The sequence below is a fragment of the Paenibacillus sp. J22R56 genome, from assembly GCF_056269375.1.
Genome location: NZ_JBWDNV010000004.1, coordinates 120,677 through 132,928, shown reverse-complemented (window position 1 = coordinate 132,928; position 12,252 = coordinate 120,677). Strand labels below are relative to the sequence as shown.

Here is a 12,252-nt window from a genome sequence, read left to right as displayed (position 1 = left end):
ATATGTATTATGAAGACTTCACACTTGTTAAACAGTTAGGCGAGGGAGGAAATGGTTGGGTGTACCTCATGAAAACACCCTTAAATGAAGAAGTCGCTGTAAAAGTATCTAAACACATGAATCCAAAAAGCAAAGACAAAAAGCTAGATAGGTTTATAATTGAAGTTCTTAAGGTGAGTGAGCTTCAACAGAGCGATCAGAAAGGAATTATTCCTATTCTCGACTTCCGTTTACCATGTGAGAAATCTGGAAAGTATTTTTTTGTAATGCCCCTAGCTATACCTTTAGAAGAAAAGATAAAAGAAATTGAAGATATTTATTCATTAATCGATATATTCAAACAACTAGGAAAGGTTTTGATAGATCTTCATGATCAAGGTATCTCACATAGAGATCTTAAACCTGATAATATTTTATTTTATAACGGAGAGTACTGTTTAGGAGATTTTGGTTTAATTGACTTTCCAACAAAAGTGGAATTGACAAGAGCAGATGAAGCTCTAGGTAATAGAAAGACAATGGCACCTGAAATGAGGCTTCCAACAAAAATAACAGACCATCGCCCTGCCGACGTATATTCATTTGCAAAAACCTTGTGGATGGTTCTTACAAAAGAAGAATTTGCATTTGACGGACAGTTTAATTACGTAGAGAATAATAAACTTCAATTAAAATATCCACAACATCATTTTGTGGAACTACTTAAATTAATCTACGACTCAACCTTTGAGAATCCTTCTAAGAGACCTTCAATAAATGAATTTATCGAGAGATTAATTGAATGGGAAATGATTACAAAAAACGTAAATGAGTCATCTAGAAGTCTATGGTCCTTCATCGAAGAATCGATTATTCAGCAACATCACCCAAGTACTGTAATGTGGAGAGACGAGGAGGAAGTCATAAGAATAGTTAAACAATTAGCTATTTTAAACTTCAACCATACATTCATACACGACGGCGGTGGGATGGATTTACTAGATATATATAAACCAGATTGGATTACCGAAAATGGCATACTGGCACTAGACTTTGGCTTTAATCAAGTCCACCTTATTAAGTTAAAGAGACTAGTTTGGGAGAGTCCTAATAGTGACCCAGAATTTAGCTATTTCCGGTTAGAGTTTGATGAACTGGATCCTATTTTCCCTGATGCAATTGATGCAATAAAAACTTGGGAAGAAGAACGAAGAGAAGCAGGTGATGAATTTTATTTAACAGAAGACACAGAGATATATTACGAGGATTTGGGAGTAAACGATGATGGGAATTATGAGATATACACCGAAAGTAACACCAGACATGTAACCAGATGGTTAAATGGTGTTTTTTTAATCGTATATAAGTCATCAGTATATAATGAAAAGATTTACATGACTTATGATGGTAGACATTCCGGACTAGACACAGACCAATTTAGAGAATATATGGACATACTACAATATTTATACAATCATCATATTTTGAAAGATTACTTTTATAGCCTAGCAAACCTTAATCCCATCGATGAAGATGTTATGAATAATTTATGGTATCTAAAAAATGCAACTGATGATGAGATTAATAGCGCCTTAAATGAAGACTAGAACCTAAACTCGATTTATTTTTCCTCTACAGGAAAAATAAATCGAATTTTTTAAAAAACCTGATTATAAAGCTCTAAATATTGATTTAACTTAGCAATAGAGGCTTTGAAAACCATTCCCCTCAAACCCGCTTCGGCAAAACCTTCGCATACTTCCTTCTCAACCTATGTAGCTCCTCACTCCCAGCAAGCGCAGCTTGCTCCCTCTCTTTTCCCACCGCGACGATCAGCGCCTCAATTACGGCGATCGGAGCCACCATCGAGTGGAACTCCCAAAGCTGGCCGCGAGCGGTGAAAAGTGTTACATCAGCCTTGGTGAGCATGGGGCTGACTGCGAGGTCGGTGATGAGGAGGGTGCGGCAGCCGCAGTCTTGGGCGAAGTCGAGAAGGACCGCCATCTCCGGGGATTCGGAGACGAAGCCGAAGATGACGATGACGTCCTGCGGCTTGATTGGCACCATGCTCTCGAACAGCTCATGGCCACCGCGATCTAAGCGGCGAACATCAGCGCCGAAGCGAGACAATCTAAAGTCCATTAATGCAGTTAAGCATTCCGCAGAACCAGGTCCATAAATATGAATAGTTCCCGCTTCAGCCAATAATCCCACGGCCGCATCGAACGACTCCTGATCGAGGCGGTCTGCCGACTGCTGGAGGTAATCAGCAACCCCCAGCACATTAGCAGCCGCACCACTTTCTCCACCTACTTTATCAAAAGCAGACTGCAGCTTCCGAGCAGGAGAAAGCAGCGCCTCGTCCTTGACGCGCTGCTTGAATTCTTTCAGGTTCTTGGATCCTACTTCTGCCCAGAAGCGAGAGACGGTGGAGATGCTTACGCCGCAGGCTGCTGCGATATGTTCTTCTACCATGAACGGCACATCGTCCATGTTCTTACTTATATAATCCGCGATCCGTTGATGGCCGCGGGTCAGCTTCGTTTCATCAAATAGCATCATAGCCAATGTAATTCTCCCCCATCCACACCCTGTTAGACTACAACTTCTACTTTCTTCTTCAGAAGCTTCTTCACATAGTTCGCGGCGCGAACTTGCAGATTGAGGTTTGGTGAGATTACCCGCTTGTAGCCGCCAGCACGGATTGCTTCCTTCAGCTCTGCTACCGTCTCAAAGTTTCCTGCAAACTCGTTATGCACACAGCCTACTTGGAACATTTGGTGCGCGTCACTTCCCGCGATAACAGGTACGCCAAGCTCTTCGCCGAGTGTCAGAACTTTCGCTATATTTTCCTGGATGCCGATCTCATGAAGGTCTTTGCCGTTCAGGTCGAAGGCATCGAAGCGTTTCAACAATTCTCTATCGATATGATAGAGGTGGTTCGATTCACGGAACGGATGGCCGCCGATGACCATGAGGCCACGAGGATGGCAAAGGTCGAACAATTGCTCCAGCCCGATAAAATGATCAGCTGTCAGATGATGCTCCTTCAAAACCGCATGTACTTCGAGCAGCTTATCCTTTGGTCCGCTGACGAGGATATGGCCGCCTTCGGCTACGTCGACTTCCATACCGGTGAAGAGCTTAAACCCGTCTACATTATAATAGTGGTTATTGCAAGGGTAGAGCTGATCGAGTGTGCCGTATACGTCCTCGAAGCGGTGCGTGTTGAAGTGCTCGGTGAGTGTAATAGCGTCGAGGCCGTGAGCTTTTGCTTCATTAATCATGCTGTTAAAATGCTCGATCTCGAAATTGGTTTTTTTCGAAAGTTTAACGTGAATATGAAAGTCGATCTTCATGACTTAATTCCCCCAGTTGGTTGTTGGTAGTTGCGTAGCTTAATGCCATTAGAACGCCTGTCTTCTTGTCATATACATTCATCTGCTGCTCACGCAGCACCGCGAACAAAGTATCTCCCGGTTCGTATTCGGTCTCCCCAATTACGCGGGCCATAAGCTGCCAGCCTCCGGCATCCAGCTGCACTAATGTCTCTGCTCCGGATGGGAATACAGCCGATACACTTACACCAAGGCTTCCGGGCTGGTTCGTCTCATGCAGCTTGATATCTTCGGGCCTTATCGTCAGGACAACTTCCTGTCCTTCTTCAAGTCCTTCGTTCACGCCATCACCTTCCGCCAGCGGCATAACGGCGATTGGTGTCTCTAGCCGGTGTCGTCCCCAGACTCCGCCTCCTGCCCGGATGACCCCTTCCAGCTGGTTCATCTGCATGCCTCCATTACCGATGAACTCGGCAACCTGCAGCGTCTTCGGGTGTTTATACAATTCACGCGGCTTATCTAATTGCACGACCCGTCCGCCGAAAAATACCGCGACTTGCGTCGACAATGTCATCGCCTCATGCTGGTCATGCGTCACGTAGATCACCGTGGTGTTCAGCTCCTGATGTAGCCGCTTCAGCTCGGCGCGCATCTCTACGCGCAGCTTGGCATCGAGGTTGGATAACGGCTCATCGAGCAGCAAAATATCTGGCTCTGTCACGATCGCCCTCGCAATAGCAACCCGCTGCTGCTGTCCACCGGACAGCTCGCTTGGGTAACGCGCGGCAAGCTCGGCGATTCGCATTTTATCCAGTGCCGCTTCAACACTCTTCCGAATCTCGGCTTTCGCCAGCTTCCGTACCTGCAGGCCAAACGCGACGTTCTCGAATACGGTCATATGCGGCCATAACGCATAGCTTTGGAAAACAAGACTTAGCCTTCTAGCCGACGGCTCCATATGGAACCGTTTCTCCCCATTTGCAACCTCTCGACCGCTGATCGTAATTGTCCCGGAATCCGCATGCTGGAGCCCAGCGATGGTGCGGAGCAGCGTTGTTTTGCCGCAGCCGGAAGGACCAAGGAAGGTCATGAAATCCCCTTGCTTAATGGTAAGATCAATATCTTGAAGAACCTGCTTTCCATCCAGCGCAACGCGGATGCCTTGCAGCTTAATTGCATTCATGTTCATTGTCCTCCAATCCCTTGCGTCAGGTCGGCCTTGCCGAACTTCACGGCGAGGAAATATACCGTAATGACAATCGCGATGATGATCATCAGAATAACGTTCGTCAGCTGCTCATAGCCTTTCTCGGCATAGTAAAAGGTAATCGTCGTCAGCGTCTCTGTCCGTGGTGTGATAAGCATGATGATCAGCTCCATCTCCTTCATCGCACCGATGAAGACGAGCAGGAAAGCCGACACTAAGCTCTTGCGATTAAGCGGTAGCAGAATCCTTCTGAACCGTGTGAACCAGGAAGCTCCGCTGATCTGCGCTGCTTCCTCCAGTTCCTTGCCGATCTGCATCATCGAGGCGCTGCCCGCCTTCACGGTGAATGGCAGCTCCTTCACGACGGTAATTAAGATCAGCAGCGTAACTGTTCCGTACAGGGCTGGAATAATAAACGTAGGCTTTGCAAACATCGAGATATAGATTGCTGCAAGCGAGATGCCCGGAATGAGATATGGCAGGAAGGATAATTGATCCACCGCCCGCCCAAGCCAGGTCTGTCTGCCTCGCGCTACCACGTAGCCTAAGATTAGTCCAATAACTGCAGCAATAATGGATGCTATTCCTGCGATTTTTAGAGAGTTTTTCAGCGCAAGCATGAAAATTGGATTTTGCAGGACTCCCTTTTCCCCCGTATTAATATCCGGATCGGAGCCGCCCCACCAGTAGTGCATCGTCAGGTTACTCAGTGAATAATTGCCTTCCTTCAGCATGAAGGATTGAATCAGCAGCACAAGCAGCGGGACAACAGAGATGATGATCATCCCTATTGTCGTCGCGCTCGCCGCCGGGTAACGCCAGCGTCCAAGGGACGTTAATGTTCTTGCGCTGTCTTTGCCCGTGACCGTTACGAAGCTGCGCCGCCTTCCAATCACCTTCTGATTCAAATAAATCGTCAGAATCGAGATGATCATTAGCGTCAGGCTGAGCACATTGGCTTCAGTCGTCAGCTGGGAACGTATGCTGGAATACAGCATCGTCGAGATCATATAGAAGTTCACTGGCGTGCCAAGCAGCGCCGGAACCCCGTAGGAGCTGATCGCCTTGGTGAAAATAAGGATGAACCCCGACAAGATCGACGGCATCACAAGCGGGAAAACAATTCGACGCAGGATTGTCATCCTTTTCGCCCCGGACACGTTAGCCGCTTCCTCCAACTGACTGTTCATCGAGCTTAACGCCGCCCCAACGATCAGGAAGAAGAACACGCTGTCGTGAATCGACAGGGAAACAACAATCGGTACAAAGCCGTAAGACAACCAATCCGGCGGAGACACATGGACAAGTGCTTCAAGAATACCGGGTGTCCCGCCGATTTTGCCATTTTTGAAGAAGGTGAGCCACGCTTGCGAAATAATCCACGAAGGCAGCAGATACGGAATGACCGCGAGGAAAGAGATCGTCTTTTTCCAAGGGATATTCGTTCTGACCACCAGCCACGCAAGCCCGCATCCAATCAGCATGGAGAGCGCAGAGACGGCGAAGCCAACGGCAAGCGAATTCAAGATCGGCTTGTAAAACAAGTTCATGCTCATATCACTGGCCAGAACGCGTTCCCAATGATACAACGTGAAATGCCCCGGATTCGCTTCTCCCGTCAGACGGACATCCTGCTGTCTCCATATGAAGGTCGTATACATGATTTTCAGGACAGGCCATACGATCGTATACGCCAAAAAGAGGAGGGCGGCGATCCCGATCAGATGAACGGGATTCGCCAGCCAGTTTCGGGCTTGGTTATGGAATCGTGTTCGCTGCGCCAATTCTCTCTCCACCTTGCTGCCATTATTTTTGTTTAATCCAGAAGTCACGTACTTTCGGAGCGGTGTTGTACAGCTTATCGCCGTCGAACAGCCACAGGTTCAAGTCTTCGAAGGAGATATCATTCTTCGTCTTTACGTCAGAACGCGGAACCCATGAGCCTACTTCGTTGAACGGATCAAGGCCTGCACCAGTGCCATCCTTCTCGCCCATCATCCAGCGGATGAACAGCTTCGCAGCCGCTTCATGCGGTGCTTTGTTCGCGATAAAGAAGTAGCCGGAGTCCGGAACGGAAGTCTTTGGCTTAATATCGTAGATCGGCGCGATCGTCCAGCCGTTCTCTTCGTTCTTTGATACGTCGCCGGATACGGCAAGGCCGAGGGCATCACTTTTTGTTTTGCCAATCGCATCAAGTACATCGTCACTGCCTTTAAGTACGATCAGACCGTTATCGAACAGCTCTTGGATGAACTCATAGCCGGCATTTTCCGTCCCATTCAGGACAATGTCTTTACCGAACTTCTCTTTGTAAGCTGCTGCCATGTCGTCACTGTTGATGACCATCGTCGTGAACAGGTCCATAAAAGCTGGGGAGCTGAGCGGATCAGCTGTGTACACTTTGCCTTTGAACTCTGGCGTCGTCAGATCCCACCAGTTCGTAACAGGAGGTGCCGAGTATGTAGATGCGTTATAGAAAAGCGTACGGAATTCCACATAGTTGGCGTAAGCTTCAGCTTGTGTGCGGTAAGGCTCATCCACCATTGGTGCGATCTCTTCCGGCAGGTATTTGAGGTAGCGGCCTTGCATAACCATCTCCTCTTCCACCGCTCCGCTTACTTCCTTCGTGATAATAACGTCCGGGTTAAACTGCCCTGCGTCCTGCTCCTTCGTCACCTTGTCCATCATCTCGTCGGACTTAACCTTACTTACTTCCACTTTGATCTCGGGGTATTGCTTTATGAAGGTCTCGGCTGCGTCGTTCGCACGACCTGAGGTGGAGTAGACAATTACTTTGCCTTCTTCCTTCGCCTTCGCATATAGTTCATCAAGCGATTCTGCTGCTGGAGCAGCGGACTGCTGGGCTGGTGCCGCCGAGGCATTCGCATTGGTGCTGTTTGCTGTGTTAGCTGGAACTGCGTTTGATAACGTGTTCGAGCTTTTGTTGTCCCCACAAGCGGACATGATCGTCATAGCGGATATGACCGTAAGCAGGACCAGAGCTGGCTTCTTCTTCGACTTGAACATAAGGATAACTTCCTCCTAGATAGATGGGCTCTCTATGGTTATGGCCTCATCCTCGTATGTTTGTTCTCTCAAGGAAGATAATAGAGCCCGATTGTAAGAGGCATGTTACGGCTATGTGGATTTTTAGTAAAAAACTATTATTTTTCACGTTATGAAAGTTTTTCTTCATTTTGAGTGAATCACTGGAATACCTTATGCGTGCTGACGTCCAGCTTGAATATTAGATATAATAGACTTCAATGATGGATGTCCGGGGGAAATCAAAATGAACAAAACCGATCGGCAGCTCGCTATCATGCTTGAACTACAGCGGAGCAAAATAATAAGAGCGGAAGATTTGGCCTCTCTGTTTGAGACAAGCGTACGGACCATCTACCGAGATATTCAAGCCCTGAGCGAGATGGGCGTTCCTGTCTTTGGCGCTCCGGGTCACGGCTATTCCTTAATGGAAGGCTATTTTCTACCGCCAATCGGGTTTTCGGCTGAAGAAGCGGTAGCCCTGCTGATGGGCGCTGACTTTATCGAGCAAAGGCTGGATGGGGATTACAGAAAAGTAGCAAAGGCTGCGAAAAGCAAGATTGAAGCGATCCTGCCGGAGACCGTGCGGGATGAGTCGGCACGCGTCCGGGAAACGATGCGGCTTCTGAATGCCGGAGAGCCAAGAACCGGCTTAAAGGAAAAAGACATTCTCGGAACTGTGCGGCGAGCCATTCTGGAGCGTCGTAAAATAAGCTTTTCCTATAAGAAAAAGACGCCGGAAGCGGATGGAAACCGAAAGAGTACCCGTGAGGTGGCCCCGTACGGATTGGTCTTTGCTCAGGGTAACTGGATGCTGATTGGGTATTGCGAGATGCGCAAGGATATTCGCCATTTCCGGTTGTCGCGAATGACGGAGCTTGTCGTGCTCGACACGACGTTTGCCATGCCGCATGGGTTCAACCTAAGCCTTTACCGTCCGCAGGATGACCGCAATGAGCATGTATGGATTCGGGCCAACCTTGAGATTGCCGACAAAATCGCCGAGATCGGCAACTTTTATATCGAATCAGCCGAGGAGCGCAGCGATGGTCTCTGGGTACATTTACGCGTTCGGGCACCGGAAGAAATTCTTCACCTTATCCTTAGCTGGGGCGGAGATGTTGAAGTGTTGGAACCGGAATCTCTACGCCACCGGATTCGGGAAGTAGCCGAAAAAATTTTAAAACGCTACTGACAGACTGTTGTCAGTAGCGTTCTTTTATATTGGGAGTAACCCGATTATAGAAGGAGTGTTGTTAAGATGAGAAACACAACGGAGACCTTGCAGGCGTTTGAAAAAGCGGTTGGACGCTATATAGATGAACTGAGTAACTTCAGTATGGAACAATTACTTACAAAACCGAATGAAGAAGATTGGTCGATCGGCCAAATGGTTGTCCATTTGATCCGATCTGCTCAAAACATGCATCTGCGCAACGTAGATCAATGTATCGCGGGAAGCGGTGCGGTATCGGAGGGTACAGGAGAAAAAACGGAGAACGGCAAGAAAGTCTTTGAGCTTGGAAATTTTCCACCCATTCGGATTCGGGTCCCGGCCTCCCCGCATTACTCGCCTCAGCAGCCGGACAATAAGGAACAGCTGATCGAAGGACTTCAAGACGTTGTGGAACGAATGAAACGTACGGAACCAACCTTGATCCGAGCACCTCTAGAAAATACAGTCCCCCATCCTAATTTCGGAGCATTAAACGCTGTTGAGTGGTTTTTGCTAGTCGAGATGCACTACAGGCATCACTTCTTGCAGCTGGAGCGGCTGAAAAATTCTCTTGAGAATATATGAAAACAACAAAAATCAGCGTTGCCATTCTAATATGGCAACGCTGATTTTTGTTTTTATATTTAGTCCGCTTGCATGATCCTCTATTCGCTTGCGTTTATGGAAGTGTCCTTCGCAAAGAAAGCCCGCGTATCCTTGCGTGTCTGCGCAGGCAAAACTCGATCCAACTCTTCCTCCAGCCAAGACAACTTCTTGCTTCGCAGGTAATTCTGCATGGTCTCTTCGGCTTCGAGCATGACTAAATTTATCGAGCAGAAACTCGTGGGTACTGCACAGTCCGAACAATCGCGGTCGCGATAGAGATAGCCCTTATCCTTTATGTTCTGGCACTGGAAAATCGGCTTCTTTCCTTCCACGGCTTCGACTACATCCCAGAAGGAAATGTCGTCCGGATCGCGCGCAAGCTTAAATCCGCCCTTGACGCCAGGCACCGACGAAACAATGCCCACCTTGGTAAGTTTTGTAAAAATTTTGGACAGGTAAGTCTCTGGAATACCTTGAAAAAAGGCAAGCTCCTTGATGCCAATCGTTGATTCGTTTGGAATTAAGTAAACTAGGCAATGCAAGGCATATTCTACTCCGACGCTATACTGCATAATAACTCCTCCCATTATTGCATGGGTCAAATACTATAAATTTAATGATAACCGCGCCCATTGTCAACCTTTGGATTGCCATAAAAATGGATTTGACTTCGCGGACATGAGGTCGTATATTATAGTCAAATCTAATCGGCGATTAATATTATCGCCAATTTGATAATATATATCGTTTAGGAGTGGCATAATGGAAAAGCTGCTTGTTATCAATGCACATCCTGCTGTGGATTCCCCTGCTTCTGTCAGCCTTCAAGTCGGCAATCATTTTATTGAGAATTACCGCAAGATGAATCCCAACGATTCGATCGAGCAAATCGATCTCTATAGTGAAGAAATCCCGGAATTAAACAGTACCGTGTTAAGCGCTTGGGATAAATTAGCCTCCGGCAGAGAGTTAACGGACGAAGAGAAACGCGTCACCGGCAAGATGAATGACATTTTGCAGCAGTTCAAAAGTGCAAAGAAATATGTCATTATCATGCCGCTTCACAACTTCAATATCCCTTCCCGTCTGAAGAATTACATGGATAACATCTTAATCGCTCGCGAGACCTTCAAATATACGGAAAACGGCAGCGTAGGCTTATTGACTGACGGCCGGAGTTTACTCGTGATTCAAGGAAGCGGCGGCATCTACACGAATAACGACTGGTACACGGAAATCGAATTCTCGCACAAGTACCTTAAATCGATGTTTAACTTCCTCGGCGTCGAGGATTACCAGATTATCCGCGCGCAAGGTACAAACGTGCTGAACAAAACGGAAGTTCTGGATAAAGCAAAAAAAGAGGCCCATGAAGCAGCAGTACGTCTAGCAAATAAAGTAGTTGCTTGAAGTGAATGATTTGGAAGAGAGGGGAATAATCCATGTCCAATTTTATTGCAGATATCAAGATTCCCGACAGTAAGCTAGCCGTTGAAGCAGCTGAGTTATTGCGGGAGCATGGCGACGATCTATTGTGGAACCATTCGAATCGGGTATTTTTGTTTGCGGCTATGAAGGGTAATCTTAATCAAATCAAATATGATCCTGAGTTGCTTTATATTAGTTCGCTTTTTCATGATATCGGACTTACCCCTAAATTCCGGAGCGATGACAAACGCTTTGAGGTCGATGGAGCTAATGCTGTCCGTGATTTTCTTAAAAGCCGCGGTGTTCCGGGAGAGTTTATTCGGCTGGCATGGGATGCTGTAGCTCTTCATAGCACAATAGGGATAGTCGAATATAAGGAAGCCGAAGTTGCGCTTATGAATTTTGGCGTTGGATACGATGTCGTAGGGAAGAACTTCGATCTCATCTCAACAGAAGCACGGGAGCAAGTTGTCAAACATTTTCCTCGCGACAATTTCAAACATGGGATCCTGCATGCCTTCTTGGAAGGCTTCAAGCACAAACCGGAAACCACTTTCGGCACGATTAACGCCGACGTGTGCGAGATGCTGCTTCCGGGATTTAAACGCCCTAACTTCTGTCATAGCGTTCTTCATTCCCCATGGAATGAGTAGTAGAACATCATGCAGATTCTAGGGTTGGGCGCTGCGTCTGTCAAACCGCAAGATTTAAAGAGGCGATGACATTGCTGTGAAACAAAAAGCCCTCGGAGAGCATCACGCTCCCCGGGGGCTTCACGATCTTAATGATTTAACCGAGCTTCGGCTCATCCGTGAGGATGATCGAATCCGCAGCTTTGCCATCTGCTTCGAACACGATGATTTCATTCCTGCCTGCCTTTAAGATCGGAGCTGGCACATACAAACGTTGTTGTGGTCCAATGTCCCAGAAACGTCCAATATTAAAGCCATTAATAACTACGAAGCCTTTCCCCCGGCCAGTCACATCAACAAATGTATCTACAGCTTCCTCTACCTCAAATGTAAAGCTGGAGAAGCTTAGCTGTCCTTCGTGGTAATCCTTCGAGAAATCAACTATATCCCACTCACAAGAATCCCAAGCTCATTCTCAGGTGCTGTAAGCTCCATCTCTTGCTTAACACCAATTTCATGATCATACTGGATCATCTTCTGCTCATTGTTAATGAAGATATGAGCCCGGTCCATACACGTAATTAGACGGAAGTCCTCAATCTTACGAGCTGGACCAATGTTACTGCGATAATAAATGTAGCCCGTGCCCTGATTCAGCTCCTCCATCGTTAGAGGGTAAGCAGAATGAACTCCTGTACTTATGGTATTTAACGTGCTGAACAAAGACACTCTTTCCGTAACCTTTAGCTCACCATTAGCTGCTTTTTTGATCTCCGTTGACAATGGAAAATTAGGAATATC

13 protein-coding genes are annotated in these 12,252 nt (G+C 47.1%); 5 read left to right on the top strand and 8 right to left on the bottom strand.

What is annotated here, in order from left to right:
* Nucleotides 1-2 precede the first annotated feature (2 nt).
* Entirely contained in the window at nucleotides 3-1,586 is a 1,584-nt protein-coding gene (locus tag AC0YNT_RS11335) for a protein kinase domain-containing protein (protein WP_475804659.1), read from the top strand.
* 121 nt (nucleotides 1,587-1,707) lie between these two features.
* Here AC0YNT_RS11335 and AC0YNT_RS11330 read toward each other — a convergent pair whose 3' ends face one another.
* The 5 genes from AC0YNT_RS11330 to AC0YNT_RS11310 are packed head-to-tail and all read right to left on the bottom strand — an operon-like array spanning nucleotide 1,708 to nucleotide 7,551.
* Nucleotides 1,708-2,541: a MurR/RpiR family transcriptional regulator gene (locus tag AC0YNT_RS11330; protein WP_475804657.1), complete on the bottom strand. Its 834-nt coding sequence runs from the start codon at nucleotides 2,539-2,541 to the stop codon at nucleotides 1,708-1,710.
* A 32-nt stretch (nucleotides 2,542-2,573) separates the two neighbouring features.
* On the bottom strand, nucleotides 2,574-3,338 hold the full coding sequence (locus AC0YNT_RS11325; protein WP_475804656.1) for a PHP-associated domain-containing protein: 765 nt from the start codon (nucleotides 3,336-3,338) through the stop codon (nucleotides 2,574-2,576).
* A complete protein-coding gene (locus tag AC0YNT_RS11320; protein ID WP_475804655.1) occupies nucleotides 3,310-4,500 on the bottom strand; it encodes an ABC transporter ATP-binding protein in 1,191 nt (396 codons plus the stop codon). The genes AC0YNT_RS11325 and AC0YNT_RS11320 overlap by 29 nt, the downstream gene beginning before the upstream one ends.
* A 2-nt stretch (nucleotides 4,501-4,502) precedes the next feature.
* Entirely contained in the window at nucleotides 4,503-6,308 is a 1,806-nt protein-coding gene (locus AC0YNT_RS11315) for an ABC transporter permease (protein WP_475804654.1), read from the bottom strand.
* A gap of 22 nt (nucleotides 6,309-6,330) precedes the next feature.
* Nucleotides 6,331-7,551, bottom strand: coding sequence for an ABC transporter substrate-binding protein (locus tag AC0YNT_RS11310; RefSeq protein WP_475804653.1), 1,221 nt, complete (start codon nucleotides 7,549-7,551; stop codon nucleotides 6,331-6,333).
* 265 nt (nucleotides 7,552-7,816) lie between these two features.
* Between AC0YNT_RS11310 and AC0YNT_RS11305 the strand changes: the two genes are divergently transcribed.
* Together AC0YNT_RS11305 and AC0YNT_RS11300 are read left to right on the top strand one after the other, a co-directional pair.
* Complete coding sequence (locus tag AC0YNT_RS11305; protein WP_475804652.1) at nucleotides 7,817-8,764, top strand: helix-turn-helix transcriptional regulator; 948 nt, start codon at nucleotides 7,817-7,819, stop codon at nucleotides 8,762-8,764.
* 66 nt (nucleotides 8,765-8,830) lie between these two features.
* The gene (locus AC0YNT_RS11300) at nucleotides 8,831-9,370 is read left to right on the top strand and encodes a DinB family protein (RefSeq protein WP_475804651.1); all 540 of its coding nucleotides are present in this window, start codon (nucleotides 8,831-8,833) and stop codon (nucleotides 9,368-9,370) included.
* 80 nt (nucleotides 9,371-9,450) lie between these two features.
* Here AC0YNT_RS11300 and AC0YNT_RS11295 read toward each other — a convergent pair whose 3' ends face one another.
* A complete protein-coding gene (locus AC0YNT_RS11295; RefSeq protein ID WP_475804650.1) occupies nucleotides 9,451-9,963 on the bottom strand; it encodes an Rrf2 family transcriptional regulator in 513 nt (170 codons plus the stop codon).
* Nucleotides 9,964-10,153: 190 nt separating this feature from the next.
* On the opposite strand from AC0YNT_RS11295, the gene AC0YNT_RS11290 reads away from it, so the two are divergent.
* Both AC0YNT_RS11290 and AC0YNT_RS11285 read left to right on the top strand, forming a co-directional pair.
* Nucleotides 10,154-10,801: an FMN-dependent NADH-azoreductase gene (locus AC0YNT_RS11290; protein WP_475804649.1), complete on the top strand. Its 648-nt coding sequence runs from the start codon at nucleotides 10,154-10,156 to the stop codon at nucleotides 10,799-10,801.
* A 32-nt stretch (nucleotides 10,802-10,833) separates the two neighbouring features.
* Nucleotides 10,834-11,472, top strand: coding sequence for an HD domain-containing protein (locus AC0YNT_RS11285; protein ID WP_475804648.1), 639 nt, complete (start codon nucleotides 10,834-10,836; stop codon nucleotides 11,470-11,472).
* Nucleotides 11,473-11,608: 136 nt separating this feature from the next.
* Here AC0YNT_RS11285 and AC0YNT_RS11280 read toward each other — a convergent pair whose 3' ends face one another.
* Nucleotides 11,609-11,896: a hypothetical protein gene (locus AC0YNT_RS11280; RefSeq protein ID WP_475804945.1), complete on the bottom strand. Its 288-nt coding sequence runs from the start codon at nucleotides 11,894-11,896 to the stop codon at nucleotides 11,609-11,611.
* Nucleotides 11,893-12,234 (bottom strand): hypothetical protein, encoded by a 342-nt coding sequence (locus AC0YNT_RS11275; protein WP_475804944.1) that lies wholly within the window; start codon nucleotides 12,232-12,234, stop codon nucleotides 11,893-11,895. Before AC0YNT_RS11275 ends, AC0YNT_RS11280 begins: the two co-directional genes overlap by 4 nt.
* Between the last annotated feature and the right edge of the window lie 18 nt (nucleotides 12,235-12,252).

Excerpts from the sequence above, each read along its gene's own strand:
- AC0YNT_RS11300 (WP_475804651.1), top strand. The coding sequence starts at position 8,831 with ATGAGAAACACAACGGAGACCTTGCAGGCGTTTGAAAAAGCGGTTGGA.
- AC0YNT_RS11285 (WP_475804648.1), top strand. The coding sequence starts at position 10,834 with ATGTCCAATTTTATTGCAGATATCAAGATTCCCGACAGTAAGCTAGCC.
- AC0YNT_RS11320 (WP_475804655.1), bottom strand. The coding sequence starts at position 4,500 with ATGAATGCAATTAAGCTGCAAGGCATCCGCGTTGCGCTGGATGGAAAG.
- AC0YNT_RS11335 (WP_475804659.1), top strand. The coding sequence starts at position 3 with ATGTATTATGAAGACTTCACACTTGTTAAACAGTTAGGCGAGGGAGGA.
- AC0YNT_RS11325 (WP_475804656.1), bottom strand. The coding sequence starts at position 3,338 with ATGAAGATCGACTTTCATATTCACGTTAAACTTTCGAAAAAAACCAAT.
- AC0YNT_RS11290 (WP_475804649.1), top strand. The coding sequence starts at position 10,154 with ATGGAAAAGCTGCTTGTTATCAATGCACATCCTGCTGTGGATTCCCCT.
- AC0YNT_RS11305 (WP_475804652.1), top strand. The coding sequence starts at position 7,817 with ATGAACAAAACCGATCGGCAGCTCGCTATCATGCTTGAACTACAGCGG.
- AC0YNT_RS11295 (WP_475804650.1), bottom strand. The coding sequence starts at position 9,963 with ATGCAGTATAGCGTCGGAGTAGAATATGCCTTGCATTGCCTAGTTTAC.
- AC0YNT_RS11310 (WP_475804653.1), bottom strand. The coding sequence starts at position 7,551 with ATGTTCAAGTCGAAGAAGAAGCCAGCTCTGGTCCTGCTTACGGTCATA.
- AC0YNT_RS11330 (WP_475804657.1), bottom strand. The coding sequence starts at position 2,541 with ATGATGCTATTTGATGAAACGAAGCTGACCCGCGGCCATCAACGGATC.